The sequence below is a fragment of the Actinoplanes sp. NPDC051537 genome (assembly GCF_055586105.1).
Window position 1 is genome coordinate 20,270 of record NZ_JBVJIU010000026.1, and the last position, 17,553, is coordinate 37,822.

The window sequence follows — 17,553 nt, forward strand, 5'->3', positions numbered from 1 at the left end:
GCGAGGCCGCCTTCGGTAGCCGGTGGGGATCAGTACACCGAGACGCCGTAGACGCTCAGCGGCTCGACGACCGGCTGGAAGTACGTGACGCCGCCGCTGGAGCAGTTGCCGCTGCCACCGGAGGTCAGGCCCAGGGCCGTCGTGCCGGAGTAGAGGCTGCCGCCCGAGTCGCCGGGCTCGGCGCAGACGGTGGTGCGGATCAGGCCGGAGACCGAGCCCTCGGAGTAGTTCACCGTGCTGTTGAGGGCGGTGACCCGGCCGGAGTGGGTGCCGGTGGTGGAGCCGCGGCGGTAGACCGTGGAGCCGACGGCGGGGGTGCCGGCCGACGTGATGTCCTGCGAGCCCACGGCGCCCGACTTGGTGATCGTCGTGTTGGTGTAGCGGACGATGCCGTAGTCGTTGCCCGGGAAGCTCGTGCCGGCCCGGGTGCCGAGCGTGGTCGAGCCGTTGGTCCAGGTCGAGCCGATGTTGGTGCAGTGGCCGGCGGTCAGGAAGTAGTAGGTGGAACCACTGCGCACGTTGAAGCCGAGCGAGCAGCGCGCGCCGCTGACGTAGATGGCGTCGCCGCCGGAGATCGTGGTGCTCAGCGTGCCGGGGGCGGCCTCGAGGCGGGCCTTGTCGCCGAACTTGGCGACGATCGCCTGGACGGCGGCGAGCTTGGCGCCGGTGACGGTGGTGTCGTAGGAGACGACCATCTGGTTGGACACCGGGTCGACGCCGAACGCGGTGCCCGGCGTCTTCAGGGCGGACTTGAGGCTGCTGTCCACGGCGGCCAGCTCGGTGCCGGTGTGCGCCACGAACCGGGCAGTGGCCCCGGCCGCCGTGACCGACCTGGCGGTCGCGGCATCGGTGACGTTGACGACCACCTTGCCCGCGCCGTCGACGTACGAGCCGGCCGTCTGCGAGCCGAGCTGCGAGTCGATCTTCGAGGCGAGGGCGGAGGGTGCGAACGAGGCGTCGCCGGACGGGGCGGCCGACGCGGGTGACGCGACGAACGCGGAGCCGACGAGGATGCACGCGGCGAGGCCGACGATCGGTCGGCGCAGCTTCCGAGTGAGCACTTGGTTCCTCCCAGGGGGGTGGGGGGTACGCCGGTGGCGTACCGTGCCCCCGCAGTATCGAGAGTTCTCAATATGCACACAACCCGGGCGATTGTTTCGACGATGACCATCAAAGCAGTCCTGACCAGCGGAAACACCCACGTCATACCGTCCGGATTATGACCGAACCGGGATGAATTATTTACGCCTGTCGATCAATGCAAGGGCCTGAGAGCGGATTTCCGGTACGGCGGTGGTCTCCCAGCGGGCGCCGCGGCGCAGCGGCCCGATCAACCAGAGGTCGTCGCGCACCCGGCCGCCGGCGCCCACCAGCCGGCCGCGGGCGTCGATGTCCAGCCCCAGCCCGTGCGGGCCGACCCGGGCGTGACCGTCGTCGAGCAGGCTGCGCGCGAACGAGCCGGCGGCGGCCGGGAGGCGGCCGGGACCGGCGCAGTTGACCACGGCGCCGAACCACTGCACGCCGGCCTCGAGCTCGACGAGCAGCCCACCGGCCGGCGGCGCGACCATCGAGCGGATGCCGCCGGAGCGGACCTCGAAGCGGCCCTCTTCCCGCAGGGTGTCGATGCGCGCGCCGACCGGGGGCGCCATCCGGTGCCGGTGGCATTCCCAGGGCCGGGCCAGATGACGAAGAAACGCCTCCTGCTCCGTTGCCGTCAAATTTCCCCACAAGAGGTCCATGCTCGGGCGCAGCCCGTCCACGACCGTGCGCCAGTCCCCGGCCCGGGCCGCCTCGGCCCGCACCTGCCGAACCAGGTCGCGCAGGGTGTGCGGGTTCGTGTGCGGGTTGTCGAGGTCGAGCGTGGCGGGCGGCCGGGCCTCGGCGGCGTGGGTGAGCGGGAGCTGGCCGCGGCGGCTCACCGCGGTGATGGGCGCGTCGCGGTTGCCGTCGGCGGTCAGCGTCAGCACCACGTCGACGGCGGTGAGCCCCGCCCCGACCAGCAGAACCGGCACATCGGACGGGATCGCGTCGAGCACGCCCGGCCGCCACGGATCGGCGATGTAGTCGGGGTGATCGGGCCGGGCCGCCGGTTGGGCGGAGGCGGGATTCCCCGTGGCGACAATGACCTCATCAACCGGGATCTCGCCCGATTTTTCGGTATAAATCCGGCCAGCGAGGTTCGCGCTCCCGGCATGAGCCGCGCCCCCAGCGCGAGCGGCACCAGCGCGAGCGGCGGCGCCGGGCGCGAGACGCGTCGCCCGATCCCGCACGACCTCGAGCCGATCCCCGTGCTCTGCCGCCGCGGCCGCGAAGACCGACCGCAGGTACTCCCCGTACTCGGCGCGCGGCCGGAACTCCTCCGGGCGACATTTCGCCCAACGGGCGTAATGCCCGGGATCGGAGGCATCGGCGCTCATCGCCCCGGCCCTCGAGTTCAGCAGGTGCCAGGGGCGGGCCGACCCGTAGGCCAGCCCTCCCCCCGGCTCCCCCGGCTCGATCAGGATGACCCGATCGTCGCTACATCGCAGCAGCTCCCGGGTGGCCAGCACCCCGGCGCAGCCACCGCCCACCACCGCGACCGTCCGCCGTGCCATTCAGCCCTCCGTCACCGTCACGGCCGCCTCGTCGGCCAGCCGGTACCCGAGTCCGTACACCGTGGTCACCACGTCGGGGTCGTCGAGCTTCGTGCGCAGCCGGCTCACGTGCACGTCGACCGTCCGGTTGGTGGTGTGCGTGTGCCCCCACACCTGGGCGAGCAGCTGACTGCGGGTGAAGACCTGCCGCGGGTGACGCGCCAGGAACAGCAGCAGGTCGTACTCCAGCCGGCTCAGGTCGAGCCGCTCCCCGTCGCGCAGCGCGGTGCGGGCCCGCGGGTCGAGCCGGATCCCGTCCCCGACCGGCGAGACGTCGACCGCGACGGTGGCACCGGCCGCGTCGACCAGGTCACGCAGGGCGGCCAGGACCCGGTCGCGGCCGGGCGCCGCGCCCCCGGAGACGCTGATGGTCACGGTCACCGGGGGTTCCGCCGGCAGGTCCGGTACGGGTCGCAGGTGCACGCGTCGCGGGTGAGCGACGGCTAATGCGGACATGGCTCCTCCTCCTGGGATGGGCCGAACAATACATCTCCCATCTGTTAGATGGGATTATCGACACGCAGAGACGGCAGGTTCACCACGATGGCCTCCTGCGTGGTCCGTGCGATCACGACCACGGCCTCGTTCTCCGGGTCCGGGTTCTCCTCGCGGTGCGGCACCCACGGCGGCACGAAGATGTAGTCGCCGGGCTTGGTCTCGAGCCGCTTCTCGGTGTCCGACTCCTGGTCATGAAACACGAAGACCGGATTTCCCCGTACGACGTAGATCGCCGTCTCCGATTCGCCGTGGTGATGGTTCGCGGAGGCCGTCGAGGCCGACACGTGGGTCTCCCCCATCCAGAGGGCCTCGCTGCCGACGGTCTTGCCGCTGATCGCCTCGACCCGGGTCATGCCCGTGGTCTGGGCCGTGTCGCCGGAGAGCCCGGTCGGCACGACGTGGTGCAGTTTCGGATGAAAGCTCATTCGGTGACTCCCAACTCGCCCAGCAGGGTCCCGCGCAACGTGGCGAAGGACGCCGAGCCGCGGTCACGGGCGCCCGGCGGCACCTCGTGCACGGCCGCGATCCGGCCGTCCCGCATCGTAAGCACGCGATCGGCGAGCAGGATGGCCTCGTCGACGTCGTGGGTGACCAGGAGCACGGCCGGCCGGTGCCGGGCGGTGAGGTCGCGGACGAGCTTGTGCATGCGGATCCGGGTCAGCGCGTCGAGCGCCGCGAACGGCTCGTCGAGCAGGAGCAGCTCCGGCTCCCGCACGAGCGCCCGGGCCAGCGCGACCCGCTGGGCCTCGCCGCCGGACAGGGTGACCGGCCAGGCGTCCGCGTGGTCGGCGAGACCCACCTCCTCCAGCGCCGACTGCGCCTTGGCCCGGGCCGTCGCGCGCGGCAGCCCGATCGCTACGTTGCGCCAGACCCGCCACCAGGGCAGCAGGCGGTGCTCCTGGAAGACGACCGTCCGGCCGGCGGGGACCGTGAGCCGGCCGCCGTCGACCGGGTCGAGGCCGGCCAGCGCCCGCAGCAGCGTCGTCTTGCCGCAGCCGCTCTTGCCGAGCAGGGCCACGAACTCGCCGCGCTCGATCGCGAGATCCAGCCCGTCCAGGACGGTGCGTTCGCCGTACCGTCGCGTGATCTTCTCAAGCAGGACCGTGCTCACAGCTTCACCGCGTGGTCGGCGATGTTGATCTTTCCGCTGAGGACCTTGTGGTCGGTGAGCCAGTCGGCGCCGGCCTGCAGCTGCGCGATGCCGTCGTCGTTGATCAGGCTCCAGGTGACCTGGACGTTCGCCTTGACCAGCTTGTCCACGACGGCCTGCGGGTACTTCGAGACGGCGTTGCCGATCTTCTGGGCCTCGGCCGGGTTCGCGTTGGACCAGTCCTGCTCGGCCCTGTAGGCGGCGATCACCTTGCGGATGGTGTCGGCCTCCTTCTTGGCGTAGTCCTCGCGTACGAGATAGGTGGAGAAGTCGATCTGCTTGTCCAGCTCGTCGCCGTCGGTGAAGATCCGCTTGGCGTTGTACTGCACCTCGGCCAGCTCGAGCGGGCCGGACCAGATCGACCACGCGTCGACCTTGCCGCTGCCGAACGCGGGCGCCGCGTCCGGCGGGTTCAGGTAGGTGAAGGTGACCGAGTCGCGCGGCACCCCGTACTTCTCCAGGGCCGCCACCAGCAGGAACTCGCCGAGGCCGGCCTTGTTGACGGCCACGTTCTTGCCGGCCAGGTCCTTCACCGAGGTGATGCCGCTCTCCGGCCGCACGATGATCGAGCTGGTCCGCGGCTTGGACGAGGCCCACGCGACGTAGACCAGCTTGTTGCCGGAGAGCAGCGCCTGGTCGGCCGGGGTCGAGCTGCCGCCGAAGCTGAAGTCGGCGGTGTTGGTGGCCACGGCCTGCAGGGTCGGCGCGTGGTTCGGGAACGGGCCCACCCACTCGACGTCGATGCCCTGGCTCTTGAGGGTCTGCTCGAAGACGCCCCGGGTCTTGGGAACGGAGATCGCGCCGTAGGTGAGACGGACCTTCTTGCGGCCACTCGCGCTCGCGGCGGCGTCGTTGCCGCAGGCCGCAAGGAAGGGCAGGGCGAGAGAGGCGCCGAGCAGCTTGCGACGGGACAGACTCACTTTGTGTCTCCTCGATAATTGGGGTGCCAGGCCAGGAGCCGACGCTCCAGGCCGCGTGCGATGAGGTCGGTGGTGAGACCGATGAGCGCGTAGAGCACGATGACCAGCACGATCACGTCGGTCTGCAGGAACTCGCGGGCGTTGGTGGCCATGAAGCCGATGCCGGCCGGCGCGCCCACGGTCTCGGCGATCACCAGCGCGAGCCAGGCGTTGGTCAGCGCCAGGCGCACGCCGAGCAGGATCGACGGCAGCGCGCCGGGCAGGATCGCGGCCCGCACCAGCTCGAGCCGGCCCAGGCCGACGACGCGGCCCATCTCCAGCAGCTTCGGGTCGACCTGCCGGATGCCGAGCACGGTGTTCAGGTAGATCGGGAAGCTCGTGCCCAGCGCGACCAGGAAGTAGCGGCCGCTCTCGCCGACCCCGAACCAGACCATGACCAGCGGCAGGATCGCCAGGAACGGGATCGCGCGGATGATCTGGATGTTGCGGTCGATCAGCGACTCGGCCAGCCGGGAGAAGCCGGTCAGCACGCCCAGCACGAGGCCGACGGTGCCGCCGATGACCAGGCCGATCGCCGCGCGCTTGAGGCTTTCCCACAGGTGCCGCGGCAGCTCGCCGGTCTCGGTCAGATGCCAGGCGGTGGTGCCGACCGAGCTCGGCGCGGGTAGCACGTTGGACGCGATCAGGCCCGCCCGGCAGGCCAGCTCCCAGACGAGCAGCAGCAGGATCGGCACGACCCAGGAGATCGTCCGGTAGGGCAGGGAACGCCTTGTGCGCGGCGTCGCACCGGTCTGGTCGGCGACGGAGGGGCCGGCGATCGCGGTAGTGGACATGGCCGCAACTCTGACTGCCTCAAGTCCGCCATGTCAACCATACTCTCTAGGATTACTAGGATATGGGACGGCCATTGACTCAGCCCGGTTTCACGACGGATCGTGATTCACGGTTGCCCACTTTCCCAATAAGTGGACAGCGGAAAGGATCCAGGCATGACTGTCGAGTTCGTCGGCATGATCGGCACCCGCGACGTCTCCGAGACGCGGCCCGCGACCGGCCCGCAGGTCGACCCCGCCTACGTGCGGCGCTTCGCCCGGGCGCACGAGGACGGCGGCTTCGACCGCATCCTCATCGCGTACGGGTCGTCGACGCCGGACGCCACCCAGGTGGCCGCCTACGCGGCCGCGAACACCGAGCGGATCGGCCTGCTGATCGCGCACCGGCCCGGATTCGTCTTCCCGACCCTGGCCGCGCGCACCTTCGCCACCCTCGACCAGTTCTCGGGCGGGCGGGTCGCGGTGCACACGATCACCGGCGGCTCCGACACCGAGCAGCGCCGCGACGGCGACTACCTGGCCAAGGACGACCGGTACGCGCGCACCGACGAGTACCTCGGCATCCTGCGCCGGGCCTGGTCGTCGCCCGAAGCGTTCTCGCACGAGGGCCGCTTCTACAAGTTCGAGGACTTCTCGGCCGGCGTGCAGCCGGCCCACCGCATTCCGCTCTACTTCGGCGGGTCGTCGGCGGCGGCCTACCGGGTCGGCGGCGCCCGGGCCGACACCTTCGCGCTCTGGGGCGAGCCGCTGGCCGAGACCGCCGAGCAGATCGCCTCGGTGCAGCGGGCGGCGGCCGCGGCCGGGCGCGGGCCGCTCGGCATCAGCGTCTCGTTCCGCCCGATCCTGGCCGCCACCGACGAGCTCGCCTGGGAGCGCGCGGCGGGGATTCTCGCCAAGATCAAGTCGAACGGCCCGTTCGCGGGTGTGCTCGGCGGGCGCAACCCCGAAAACGTCGGCTCGCAGCGGCTGCTGGCCGCCGCCGCTCGTTCGGAGCGCCACGATCGCGCACTGTGGACGGCGACGGCGGCGGCCAGCGGCGCCCAGGGCAACTCGACCGCGCTGGTGGGTTCGCCCGAGACCGTGGCCCAGGCCCTGCTCGACTACGTCGACCTCGGCGTCAGCACGATCCTCATCCGCGGCTACGACCCGGTCGACGACGCCGTCGACTACGGCCGGCACCTGATCCCGCTCGTCCGGCAGGAGCTGCGTCACCGCGCGCTCGCCGGCGCCTCTCGCTAGTCGTCAGGAGGAACCGTGACCGTGACCTCGATCGTGGACGCCGATCTCTTCCGGGCGCTGCTGCGCCGCCACGCCGCCGCCGTCGTGGTGATCACCGCGCCCGGCGAGCCGCCGGCGGGCTTCACCGCCACCTCGTTCACCTCGGTCTCGCTCGACCCGCCGCTCGTCTCGTTCTGCCTGGCCAAGACCGCCTCGGCGTGGCCCGCCGTGTCCGGCGCCGACCTGGTCGCCGTGCACGTGCTCACCCAGGAGCAGGAACACGTCGCCCGCACGTTCGCCACCCGCGGCATCGACCGGTTCGCCGCGCACGGCGCCTGGCGGCCGGGCCCGGGCGGGGTGCCGCTGCTGGACGGCGTGCTCGCCCGGATCGTCTGCCGGATCGAGCGCCGGGTCGAGGCCGGCGACCACACGATCGTGCTGGCCTCGCCCGAGGAGGGCGTGCACCACGAGGACCTGAGCGCCGCGCCGCTGGTCTACCACGACGGGCACTACGCCCACCTGCGAAGGGCCGCCTAGATGCCGTTCCACTGGTTCCTGCCCACCGCCGGCGACAGCCGCGACATCGTCGGCGGCGGGCAGGCCCGGCTCACCGCCGACACGTCGCGGCCGCCCGACCTCGGCTACCTCGCGCTGGTGGCGCGGGCCGCCGAACGGGCCGGCTTCGCGGCGGTGCTCACCCCGACCGGCACCTTCTGCGAGGACGCCTGGCTCACCACCGCCGCGCTGCTCGGCGAGACGACCCGGCTGCGGTTCCTGGTCGCCTTCCGGCCGGGCCTGATCTCCCCCACGCTCGCCGCCCAGATGGCCGCCACCTACCAGCGGATCTCCGGCGGCCGGCTGGCGCTCAACGTGGTCACCGGCGGCGAGGCGACCGAGCAGAAGCGCTTCGGCGACCATCTCTCGCACGACCGGAGGTACGCGCGCACGGCCGAGTTCCTGGAGGTGGTGCGCGGGGCCTGGTCCGGTACGCCGTTCACGTACCGCGGCGAGTTCTACGACGTGGAAGACGCCACCGTCCGGGCCGTCCCCGACCCGGCGCCACCGGTCTTCTTCGGCGGCTCGTCGGCGGCCGCCCTGCCGGTCGCGGCGCGCCACGCCGACACCTATCTCACCTGGGGCGAGCCGCCGGCGGCGGTGGCGGCCAAACTGGATGCCGTGCGCACCCTCGCGAAGGACGCCGGCCGCCATCTCACGTACGGCATCCGCCTGCACGTGATCGCGCGGGACACCGCCGACGAGGCCTGGCGGGTGGCCCGCGGCCTGCTCGAGCGGGTGCCGCCGGCCGAGATCGGGCGCGCCCGGCAGCAGTTCGCCCGCACCGAGTCCGAGGGGCAGCGGCGGATGGCCGCGCTCACCACCGGCGACTCCCTCGAGGTGTCGCCCAACCTGTGGGCCGGCTTCGGCGTCGTCCGCCCCGGCGCCGGCACCGCCCTGGTCGGCAGCCACGCCGAGGTCGCGGCGCGCATCGCCGAGTATCAGGCGCTCGGCATCGACCACTTCATCCTCTCCGGCCAGCCGCACCTCGAAGAGGCGCTGAACGTCGGGGAGAACGTCCTGCCACTAGTCAACTCGGGAGAGTCATGAGCCGCATCGTCGTCGTGTCCGGCAACCCGCGCCCGGGGTCGCGCACGTCCACCCTGGCCATCGCCGTCGGCGAGGCCCTCGCGGCCCGCACCGGCGGGTTTCCGCCGACCGTGATCGAGGCCGGCGAGCTGGGTGCGGGCCTGCTCACCCCCGGCGACGAGGCGACGGCCGCCGCGGTGACGCTGCTGCGCGAGGCCGAGCTCCTGGTGGTGGCCACCCCCACGTACAAGGGCAGCTACACCGGCGTGCTCAAGGTGCTGCTCGACCAGCTCCCGGCGCAGGCCCTGGCCGGCAAGCGGGCGGTTCCGGTGGTGACCGCCGGGGTGGCGCCGCAGGCGGAGGCGGCCGTAACCCTGCTGCGGCAGCTGCTCATCGAGCTCGGCGCCGATGTCGCGCCCGGCCTGCCGGTGGTCGAGGCCGACCTGCCGGAGACGAAGGCGATCGCCGAGCAGTACGCCGAGAACGAACACAGCGGTCACACAGGACGATGACAGCCGATTGACACCCTGCGGGCCTATCGTGAAGACAACTCGGCCCCGCTCCGACGATTCCCGTGCCCCCGGGTCGTCGAAGCGGGGCCGTCCGTTTCCTTACTCCACCGTCAGCGCGAGCGTCGCCGCCTTCTTCATGCCCCACTTGTCGGTGAAGGTGACCGTGAAGGTCGCCGTGCCGGCCGCGGCCGGCACGCCGGTGATCGCGCCGGTCGCCGCCAGCGTCAGCCCGGCCGGCAGCGCGCCCCCGGTCAGCGCCCAGGCGCCGAGCCGGTCGGCCGCGAGCTGTGCCGAGTAGTCGGCGCCCGCCGTGGCCGCGGCCAGCGACGTCGTCGTGATCACCGGGGCGGTCTTGCGGACCGTGATGGTGACGACCTTGGTCACGGTGTTCGGCACGTAGTCGACGAACCGGACCTTGACGGCGGCCGATCCCGGCGCGACCGGGGTGCCGGAGATGACGCCGTTCGCGGCGAGCTTGAGGCCGCGCGGCAGGGCGCCGGCGATCACGCTCCAGGTGCCGCGGCGGCTCGTCGAGAGCGCCATCGTGCCCTTGTACGCCGTCCCGGCCGTCACCGTGATGGCCGAGGTCTTGATCGCCGGGGCCTTGGCCGGCGCCGGGACGAACAGCAGCTTGTTCGGCGAGCCCTTGGGGTCGGTCACCTTGCCGGTGGTGGCCTGCGCGACCAGGTAGTTGCGCACCTGGGCCGGGGTGTAGCCGGGGGCGGCGTCGAGCACGAGCGCGGCCGCGCCCGCGACGTGCGGGGACGCCATCGACGTGCCGCTGTAGCTGGCCGTCGCGGTGTCGCTGTTCGCCACCGAGGAACGGATGTTGACGCCGGGCGCGAACAGGTCGAGCACGCTGCCGTAGTTCGAGAACGGCGCGCGACGGTCCTTGATGTCGGTCGCGCCCACGGTGATCGCGGCGGGCAGACCGGCCGGGCTCTCGTTGCTGGCGTTGGTGTTCTCGTTGCCGGCCGCCACCACGTAGGTGACGCCCGAGTTGATCGACTTCTGCACGGCGGCCTCGAGCGACGCGCTGTACGAGCCGCCGAGGCTCATGTTGGCGACGGCCGGCTTCACGGCGTGCGCGGTGACCCAGTTGACGCCGTCGATCACGCCGGAGAGCGTGCCCTCGCCCTCGCAGTCCAGCACCCGGACGGCGACCATCCGCACCTTCTTGGCCACGCCGTAGTGGGTGCCGCCGATGGTGCCGGCCACGTGGGTGCCGTGCCCGTTGCAGTCGGCCGCGACCGCGTCGCCGTCGACGAAGTCGTAGCCGTAGGTGGCCCGGCCGGCGAACTCGCTGTGCGTGATCCGGATGCCGGTGTCGATGACGTACGCGTGGACGGCGCTGCCGTCGTCCATCGGGGTGTACGTCCTCGACGCCTTGACCGGCCGCTGGTCGATGCGGTCGAGTCCCCAGTCCGGGTTCTTCTGGGTCGACTCGATGTGCAGGATCCGGTCCTGCTCGACGAACCGGACGTCCGGGTCGGCGGCGAGCTTGCGGGCCTGCTCGGCGGTCATCGTCGCGCTGTACGACGTCGAGCCGACCTCCTGCGCCGACATCCCGCCGCGGGGGGCCTTCATCGTGACGATGTACCGGCCCGGGATGGCGCCCGGGACGCCGGCGCCGATGATGGTGCCCTCCGCCGTGGCGGCCTGAGCGGGGACGGCCGTGCCGGCGGCGGCGATCGCCGCGGCGGTGAGCAGGGTGCCGAAGACTCGCATTCGCATGGCCGCATCGATCGGCCCGCGGGGTGCCTACTTGAGCTTCCCGTAGAACTCGATCATGTCGGCGACCAGCAGGTCGGGCGACTGGGTCGCCGCGAAGTGCCCGGATGTCTCGTATTTGTTCCAGGACACGACGTTGGCGTGCAGCCCCGGGACCAGGCGGCGAACCGGCTTGTAATCGTCCCGGAACTGAGCCGCGCCCAGCGGCACGGTGGTCGGCGTGCCCGGTTTGTCCATCAGGGCGAACTCCCGGTACAGCCGCATCGATGACCCGGCCGTTCCGGTGAGCCAGTGGATCGAGACGTTGTCCAGCACGTAGTCGTCGTCCACGCCGTCCCGGTAGATCTGGCCGTGCCAGCCCAGCAGACCGACCGGGGAGTCGCTCAAGGCGTACGCGAGCGTCTGGGGTTGCTGCTCCTGGAGGAGCTGATAGGCGCTCATGTTCGCCTCGACCCAGGCCAGGTCGTCGAGGGCGCTCTGCTCCTCCGCGGTCGGGTTCTCGATCGACCCGTCGTGGTCGGTCCAGAGCTGCGTGACGTGCACGCCGACCACCCGCTCGGGCGCGACCCGGCCGACCGCGGGCGAGATCGTCGAGCCCCAGTCGTTGCCGGCCGCCCCGAACCGCTCGTAGCCGAGCCGCCCCATCAGCTCCACCCAGGCCCGGGCGATCCGGTCGACGTTCCAGCCCCGCTCGGTGGTCGGCCCGGAGAAGCCGAAGCCCGGCAGCGAGGGCACGACCAGATGGAAGTGGCGGGACAGCGGCTCGATCACGTCGAGGAACTCGGCGACCGTCCCCGGCCAGCCGTGCGTGAGGATCAGCGGCAGCGCGTCCGGGCTTTCCGACCGGGCGTGCAGGAAGTGCACCGGCTGGCCGTCGATCACGGTGCGGAACTGGGGGTACGCGTTGAGCCTGGCCTCGGTGCGGCGCCAGTCGTAGCCGCGCCGCCAGCGCTCGGCGAGCCGCCGGACGTACTCGCCCGGAACGCCGTAGTCCCAGCCCGCGCCGGGGATCTCGGCGGGCCACCGGACCCGGTCCAGACGGTCGTGCAGGTCGTCGAGGTCGCGCTGCGGAATGTCGATGCGGAAGGTATCCATGCCTCCATGACGAACGGCCGGCGCCGAATCGGACCGTGAAATAACGGAAGGTGGTCCGGCGTTCTCGAAGGCACAGGAGGTTCACCATGAAGGTTCGTAACTCGCTCAGGTCGCTGAAGAGCAAGCCCGGTTCCGTCGTCACCCGCCGTCGCGGGCGTCAGGTCGTCATCAACCGGAAGAACCCGCGCTGGAACGGCCGACAGGGCTGACGCCACGCCGCGGAGATCACCGGTGAAAACCGGGATGACGCGATAGCCTTTAATAGCAGCAAAGGCCGGAGACCCGCCGCCACGGATCTCCGGCCTTTCTCTGTCTACCCGCGCTGATTGGCGAGCAACGCCAGGCGTACGCGATTAGGGCAGTCGGTCTTCGTCATCAGCGCCGTGATGTGCGTCTTCACCGTGGTCACGCCGATGTGCAGCCGCTCGGCGATCTCGGCATTGGACAGTCCCTCCCCGACCAGGCCGAGCACCGCCCGCTCGCGCCCGGTGAGCCCCGTCACCGGCCGGGCCGGCTCGCCCCGGCTCGCCACCGCCCGGTCGACCAGCCGCCGCAGCACGTCCGGGCTGAACGGGCTGTCCCCCGCCGCCGCCCGCCGGATGCCGTCCAGCAGCTCGGCCGGGGGCGCGTCCTTGAGCAGGAACCCGCACGCCCCCGCCGTCAACGCGGGGTAAAGATGGTCGTCGTCGCCGAACGTGGTCAGCACCAGCACCCGGGTCGCCGGCCGTGACGACAGGATGCGGCTGGTCGCGCTGATCCCGTCGACGCCGGGCATCCGCAGGTCCATCACCACCACGTCCGGCGTGAGGCGCTCGGCCATGGCGATCGCCTCCCGGCCGTTGCCGGCCTCGCCGACCACCTCGAGATCGGGCTCGGCGTCGCACAGCATCCGCAGCCCGGCCCGGATCAGCTGCTGGTCGTCGACGAGCAGGACCCGGATCACGCGATCGCCCGGGGAAGGATCGTCCGGACCCGCCAGCCGCTTCCGGACGGGCCGGCGCTCAACCGCCCGCCCAGCACCTCGACCCGCTCGCGCATGCCGATCAGGCCATGGCCACCCTTGGGTGCGGGCGGCGCGTCGCCTCCGTCGTCCGCCACCTCCCAGCTCACGGCCCCATCGGAGACGGTCACCGAGAGGCGCGCGCGAGCGGTCGGTCCGGCGTGCTTGGCCACGTTGGTCAGCGCCTCCTGGGTCAGGCGGAGCACGGCCAGGCCGCGTACCGCGTCGAGCTCGCCCACCGCCTCGTCGATGTCGGCCTCCACGGTCAGCCCGGTGCGCCGGGCCGTGTCGACGGCCGCGCCGAGCGCCGCCGGCAGCGAGCCAGGCTCGATCGCCGTGATCGCCGCATCGCCGCTCACCCCGGCCGGGTCGCGCAGCACCTCGACCAGCTTGCGCAGATCGGTCAGCGCGGTGGTGCCGGTGGCGTGCACGTCGTCGAGGACGGCGGCGAGTCGCGGGTCGAGGTCGGGCACCACGTGCCGGGCCACGCCGACCCGCAGCACCATCGACGCCACGTGGTGGGCCACCACGTCGTGCAGCTCGCGGGCGATCGCGCCGCGCTCGTCGGCCCGGGCCGCCCGGCTCTCCGACTGCGCCCGCAGCTCGGCCTGCCGGCCCAGCTCCCGGGTGGTGCGGATGACCAGCCCGAGCAGCAGCGGCAGGCCGATCGGCAGGACCAGCACGCCGAACAGCTCGCCGCGCATCCCGCCGGGCGCGCCGATGACGTCGAACACCAGGTAGACCGCGAACGTCGCGGCCGTGCAGAGCCAGATCGTGCGGGTGGCCGCCGCCCACAGCCCGACCTCGGCCAGCGCCCAGCTCGACCCGACCTGGTTGATCGTCGGGTCGTCGAGCACGCACAGCGCGACCGCGAGCAGCGCCAGCTGGATCATCAGGTTGACCACCGGCCAGCGGCAGAACGCGACGATGGCCACGAACGCGGCGACCGCGATGACCCACTGGGCGGTGGTCGTGTGGCGGCCGTCGTCGCTGCCGAAGACCAGGTAGCTGAGGCCGCTCAGGTCGAGCAGCACCATCCGGACCCACGTGTCCCGCCGGTCGAAGAGCCGCCCCACCCACCCCATGCCGGTCACCCTAACGCCCGCGTACGGCCAGGTAGACCCCCAGACCGAGCGGACCGAACAGGATCGTCAGCACCAGGATCGGGGCCAGCACGAGGTGACGGATCTTGCGGTCCCGGCCGTCGAGCCAGATCCAGCGCCCGGCGAACAGGTCGAAGGCGATCATGTGCGCCCAGGCCGCCGCCGCGCCGTTCGCGGAGCCGAGCAGCTCGCGCACCCCGTCGAGGGACGGGCCGAGCACGACCGGGAGCAGGTCGGGGAGCGACGGGATCACCAGGATCGCGTAGATGAGCAGCACCGGGACGACGATCAGCGGGCTCCTGATGATCCGCTCGGTGAGGCGCCACCCGGGGAGCAGGATCATCAGGGCCCAGAACGGCGCGGCCACCAGGAACGTGAGGCCGAACAGCGTGCCGGTCACTTCTTGAGCACCAGCGCGACGGCGGTCGCGGTCGCGGCGACGAGCGCCGCCCACGCACCCACGGTGAGGGCGTCCGGTTCGAGCAGCGGTTGCCCGCGCAGCGCCTGCCCGGTCAGAAGCAGCGTGAGTACGCCGTAAGCACCACCCGCGACCAGGATCAGCCGCGCCCTCCGCGTGGCGTCCAGCGACGTGCGGCCGAGCAGGAAGGCCAGCAGCGGCAGGGCCTGCAGCGCGTGCAGCCCGACGAAGTGCCCGATCCGCAGGTCGCCGCCCGTGGTGCTCCAGCCGGTCAGCGGCATGCCCGGCCCACCGTCCGGCACGCCGACACTGTGCGCGCCGGTGATGTCGTCGACGCCGGCCGGCGCCTGCCCCGGCAGCACCATCGGCACGGCGGCGAGCATGCCGAGAAGCGACAGACCGAGGCCCAGGCGGATCCCGTACGCGTTGGCCCGGTCCTTGATCTTCTGGCGCATCGCCACGATCGCGATCACCGCGTGGGCCACGAACAGCACCAGGATGGCCTGGCCCATGGCCTGCCAGAGGGCCGCGTTGAACGGCGAGGTCTCGTTGTAGTGGCTGGTCGTGCCCCGGGCCGCCTGCAGGATGATGATCCCCACCTCCACGAAGGCGACGCCGACGATCGCGACCGCCGCCCACTCACCGACCCGGCTGCGGCGCGGCAGGATCGACAGCATCCAGGCGAGGGTAAGGCCATAGACGGCGAACGAGATCGAGAACTTGAAGGGCTTGAGCCAGGCCGGCGCGCCCGTGATCACCCGGTGATCGGCGAAGATGCCCACGGCGGTGACCAACGCGAACAGGGCCATCCCGGCGGTGAGGACGATCAGGGGCCGTTGGCGTCTTACTGTGCTGCTCGTGGCGGTTGTCATACCAGCAGCCTCGGCATCGAGAGCCGTCATTTCGTCCGCCCACGGTCCGCACCTCCGGCCGGTGGTCCGAGCCCGCCTCCTCCCTTGGTAGGAGACCGGCCCCCTACGGGCGCGATAGCCTCCGCAGATGGAGACCGCCGGTGTCGTGCTGGCGGCCGGTGGCGGGCGCCGGTACGGAATGCCCAAGGCCCTGGTCGCGTACGGGGGAAAGCTGCTGGTGGAACGCGCGGCCGCAGTGTTGCGGGACGCCGGTGTCGCACCCAGCCTGGTGGTTCTCGGCGCGCGGGCGCCGGAGGTGCTCGACGCCGCCGCCGGCCTGCCGCGGACGGTGATCAACCCGGACTGGGAGAGCGGGCTCGGATCGTCGCTGCGGGTCGGCCTGACGGCCCTGGACGACGACGTCGACGCCGCGGTGGTCCTGCTCGTGGACATGCCCGGCGTGACCGCAACCGCCGTACGCAGAGTGACCGCCCTGGCCGCCCCCGACGCCCTGGTGATGGGCGGCTACGGCACCCGGCGTGGCCATCCGGTGCTGCTCGGCCGTGCCCACTGGCCCGGCGTGATCGCCGCCGCGACCGGCGACAAGGGCGCCCGCGACTACCTGCGCGCGCACGCCTCGCTGGTGACCGTCGTGCCGGTCGGCGACGTGGCCGACGACCTGGACCTGGACGTGCCCATCTCGGGAGGGTGATCACGTGAACCTGCGCTCGCTGCTCGACCACCTGTACGCCGAGGGCAAGGCCTTCGACGCGGCCCAGGTTGATCGCCGATCCCGGCGCCGCAACCTCTCGCCCGACGCCGCCGAGCTGCTCACGCTCGTCCTGCGGATCGGCAACTGCCGCGACATCGTCGAGATCGGCACGTCGAACGGCTACTCCACGATCTGGCTGGCCGACGCGGCCCGCGCGGTGGGCGGCTCGGTGACCACCGTCGACATCGCCGCCGTCCCGGCCGCCGTCGCGAACGTGTCCCGCGCCGCCCTGGCCGACCACGTGGCCTTCGAAACCGCCGACGGCGGCGCTTTCCTGGCCGCCCGCGCTTCCGCCAGCGTCGACCTGCTGTTCCTGGACTCCGAACGGACGGAGTACCCGGCGTGGTGGCCCGACGTCCGCCGAGTCCTACGCCGCGGCGGCGTCCTGGCGATCGACAATGTCCTGTCCCACCCCGACGAGGTGGCCCCGTTCCTGACGCTGCTGGCCGCCGACCCGCATTTCACCGGTTCGACCATCGCCGTGGGCAAGGGCTTGTTCGTCGCCGTGCTGGCCCGGGCCTAGACCACGCAGAACTCGTTTCCTTCCGGATCGAGCATCAGCATGTGCCCGAACTGCCCGTCGTACCGATGCTCCCGCACCACCGTCGCCCCCTTGTCGACGAGCTCGGCCACCTTGGCCCGCACCGCCGCTTCGCCACCCACCCGAATGTCGATGTGCATCCGATTCTTGGTCGTCTTGACCTCCGGAACCCGCAGGAACCCAATGGCCGGCCCGCTCCCCGAGGGGTCGACGATCGAGGCCCCGTCGGGTTCGTCATAGCCAGGCTCATCGACGTAACCAAGCGCAAGGGCCCAGAAGGAGGCCAGCGCGCGTGGATCGGCGGCGTCACACCCGAGTGTCCACATCACCGCACCATATGTCGGTTGGAGGGTGGCCGCTGTGCGTCGCCTGCCTCGCGCCGCCCGCCTGCCTCGCCGCCCGCCTCGCGCCACCCGCTCCGCCACCCGCCTGCCTCGCGCCGCCTGCCTCGCGCCGCCTGCCTCGCGCCGCCCGCCTCGCGCCGCCCGCCTCGCGCCGCCCCGCGCCGCTTGTCCCGCGCCACACGCCCGCGCCGCCAGGCGCCGACCGCCTGCCTCGCCGCCCGTCACCCGCCGCCCGCGATGTCCGCCCGGCCGGCCACGCTTTGCACCCGACGCCATCCCGCCCAGCTCGGCCCATCTCCACCCCACCCGGTCACTGGGTGGGGGAAACGTAGCGGCGACCTACGACAAAA

21 protein-coding genes are annotated in these 17,553 nt (G+C 72.0%); 7 read left to right on the top strand and 14 right to left on the bottom strand.

The window, feature by feature from the left end; all coding sequences use genetic code 11:
• Positions 1-29 precede the first annotated feature (29 nt).
• From ACZ6TB_RS43570 to ACZ6TB_RS43600, 7 genes are all read right to left on the bottom strand, one after another.
• Positions 30-1,061 (bottom strand): S1 family peptidase, encoded by a 1,032-nt coding sequence (locus tag ACZ6TB_RS43570; RefSeq protein WP_465566052.1) that lies wholly within the window; start codon positions 1,059-1,061, stop codon positions 30-32.
• A 177-nt stretch (positions 1,062-1,238) separates the two neighbouring features.
• Positions 1,239-2,594, bottom strand: coding sequence for an FAD/NAD(P)-binding protein (locus ACZ6TB_RS43575; protein ID WP_465566055.1), 1,356 nt, complete (start codon positions 2,592-2,594; stop codon positions 1,239-1,241).
• Positions 2,595-3,089 (bottom strand): winged helix-turn-helix domain-containing protein, encoded by a 495-nt coding sequence (locus tag ACZ6TB_RS43580; RefSeq protein WP_465566057.1) that lies wholly within the window; start codon positions 3,087-3,089, stop codon positions 2,595-2,597.
• A 44-nt stretch (positions 3,090-3,133) separates the two neighbouring features.
• Positions 3,134-3,556, bottom strand: coding sequence for a cupin domain-containing protein (locus ACZ6TB_RS43585; RefSeq protein ID WP_465566060.1), 423 nt, complete (start codon positions 3,554-3,556; stop codon positions 3,134-3,136).
• Positions 3,553-4,242 (bottom strand): ABC transporter ATP-binding protein, encoded by a 690-nt coding sequence (locus ACZ6TB_RS43590; protein WP_465566063.1) that lies wholly within the window; start codon positions 4,240-4,242, stop codon positions 3,553-3,555. Before ACZ6TB_RS43590 ends, ACZ6TB_RS43585 begins: the two co-directional genes overlap by 4 nt.
• A complete protein-coding gene (locus ACZ6TB_RS43595) occupies positions 4,239-5,201 on the bottom strand; it encodes an ABC transporter substrate-binding protein (protein WP_465566066.1) in 963 nt (320 codons plus the stop codon). The genes ACZ6TB_RS43590 and ACZ6TB_RS43595 overlap by 4 nt, the downstream gene beginning before the upstream one ends.
• Positions 5,198-6,034, bottom strand: coding sequence for an ABC transporter permease subunit (locus ACZ6TB_RS43600; RefSeq protein ID WP_465566069.1), 837 nt, complete (start codon positions 6,032-6,034; stop codon positions 5,198-5,200). The genes ACZ6TB_RS43595 and ACZ6TB_RS43600 overlap by 4 nt, the downstream gene beginning before the upstream one ends.
• A 156-nt stretch (positions 6,035-6,190) precedes the next feature.
• Here ACZ6TB_RS43600 and ACZ6TB_RS43605 point away from each other — a divergent pair, with 156 nt between their 5' ends.
• The 4 genes from ACZ6TB_RS43605 to ACZ6TB_RS43620 are packed head-to-tail and all read left to right on the top strand — an operon-like array spanning position 6,191 to position 9,348.
• Positions 6,191-7,273, top strand: coding sequence for an LLM class flavin-dependent oxidoreductase (locus ACZ6TB_RS43605; protein WP_465566071.1), 1,083 nt, complete (start codon positions 6,191-6,193; stop codon positions 7,271-7,273).
• A 15-nt stretch (positions 7,274-7,288) separates the two neighbouring features.
• On the top strand, positions 7,289-7,789 hold the full coding sequence (locus ACZ6TB_RS43610; RefSeq protein ID WP_465566073.1) for a flavin reductase family protein: 501 nt from the start codon (positions 7,289-7,291) through the stop codon (positions 7,787-7,789).
• Entirely contained in the window at positions 7,790-8,857 is a 1,068-nt protein-coding gene (locus ACZ6TB_RS43615; RefSeq protein WP_465566075.1) for an LLM class flavin-dependent oxidoreductase, read from the top strand.
• Complete coding sequence (locus ACZ6TB_RS43620) at positions 8,854-9,348, top strand: NADPH-dependent FMN reductase (RefSeq protein WP_465566078.1); 495 nt, start codon at positions 8,854-8,856, stop codon at positions 9,346-9,348. Before ACZ6TB_RS43615 ends, ACZ6TB_RS43620 begins: the two co-directional genes overlap by 4 nt.
• Before the next feature lie 99 nt (positions 9,349-9,447).
• On the opposite strand, the gene ACZ6TB_RS43625 is transcribed toward ACZ6TB_RS43620, so the two are convergent.
• A complete protein-coding gene (locus ACZ6TB_RS43625) occupies positions 9,448-11,082 on the bottom strand; it encodes a S8 family serine peptidase (protein ID WP_465566081.1) in 1,635 nt (544 codons plus the stop codon).
• A 27-nt stretch (positions 11,083-11,109) separates the two neighbouring features.
• The gene (locus tag ACZ6TB_RS43630; protein ID WP_465566083.1) at positions 11,110-12,174 is read right to left on the bottom strand and encodes an epoxide hydrolase family protein; all 1,065 of its coding nucleotides are present in this window, start codon (positions 12,172-12,174) and stop codon (positions 11,110-11,112) included.
• A gap of 86 nt (positions 12,175-12,260) precedes the next feature.
• Here ACZ6TB_RS43630 and ACZ6TB_RS43635 point away from each other — a divergent pair, with 86 nt between their 5' ends.
• On the top strand, positions 12,261-12,383 hold the full coding sequence (locus ACZ6TB_RS43635) for a ribosomal protein bL36 (RefSeq protein ID WP_203382437.1): 123 nt from the start codon (positions 12,261-12,263) through the stop codon (positions 12,381-12,383).
• Positions 12,384-12,487: 104 nt separating this feature from the next.
• On the opposite strand, the gene ACZ6TB_RS43640 is transcribed toward ACZ6TB_RS43635, so the two are convergent.
• Genes ACZ6TB_RS43640 through ACZ6TB_RS43655 form a run of 4 tightly spaced genes read right to left on the bottom strand, consistent with a single transcriptional unit; the run spans position 12,488 to position 15,567 of the window.
• The gene (locus ACZ6TB_RS43640; RefSeq protein ID WP_465566087.1) at positions 12,488-13,117 is read right to left on the bottom strand and encodes a response regulator transcription factor; all 630 of its coding nucleotides are present in this window, start codon (positions 13,115-13,117) and stop codon (positions 12,488-12,490) included.
• Positions 13,114-14,259: a sensor histidine kinase gene (locus ACZ6TB_RS43645; protein ID WP_465566090.1), complete on the bottom strand. Its 1,146-nt coding sequence runs from the start codon at positions 14,257-14,259 to the stop codon at positions 13,114-13,116. Before ACZ6TB_RS43645 ends, ACZ6TB_RS43640 begins: the two co-directional genes overlap by 4 nt.
• 10 nt (positions 14,260-14,269) lie before the next feature.
• Positions 14,270-14,677: an ABA4-like family protein gene (locus ACZ6TB_RS43650; protein ID WP_465566093.1), complete on the bottom strand. Its 408-nt coding sequence runs from the start codon at positions 14,675-14,677 to the stop codon at positions 14,270-14,272.
• Complete coding sequence (locus ACZ6TB_RS43655) at positions 14,674-15,567, bottom strand: hypothetical protein (RefSeq protein WP_465566096.1); 894 nt, start codon at positions 15,565-15,567, stop codon at positions 14,674-14,676. Before ACZ6TB_RS43655 ends, ACZ6TB_RS43650 begins: the two co-directional genes overlap by 4 nt.
• 127 nt (positions 15,568-15,694) lie before the next feature.
• Between ACZ6TB_RS43655 and ACZ6TB_RS43660 the strand changes: the two genes are divergently transcribed.
• Together ACZ6TB_RS43660 and ACZ6TB_RS43665 are read left to right on the top strand one after the other, a co-directional pair.
• Positions 15,695-16,258: a nucleotidyltransferase family protein gene (locus tag ACZ6TB_RS43660; protein ID WP_465566099.1), complete on the top strand. Its 564-nt coding sequence runs from the start codon at positions 15,695-15,697 to the stop codon at positions 16,256-16,258.
• A gap of 4 nt (positions 16,259-16,262) precedes the next feature.
• On the top strand, positions 16,263-16,841 hold the full coding sequence (locus ACZ6TB_RS43665; protein ID WP_465566101.1) for an O-methyltransferase: 579 nt from the start codon (positions 16,263-16,265) through the stop codon (positions 16,839-16,841).
• On the opposite strand, the gene ACZ6TB_RS43670 is transcribed toward ACZ6TB_RS43665, so the two are convergent.
• A complete protein-coding gene (locus ACZ6TB_RS43670; protein ID WP_465566103.1) occupies positions 16,838-17,185 on the bottom strand; it encodes a VOC family protein in 348 nt (115 codons plus the stop codon). The genes ACZ6TB_RS43665 and ACZ6TB_RS43670 overlap by 4 nt on opposite strands.
• Positions 17,186-17,553: the final 368 nt, after the last annotated feature.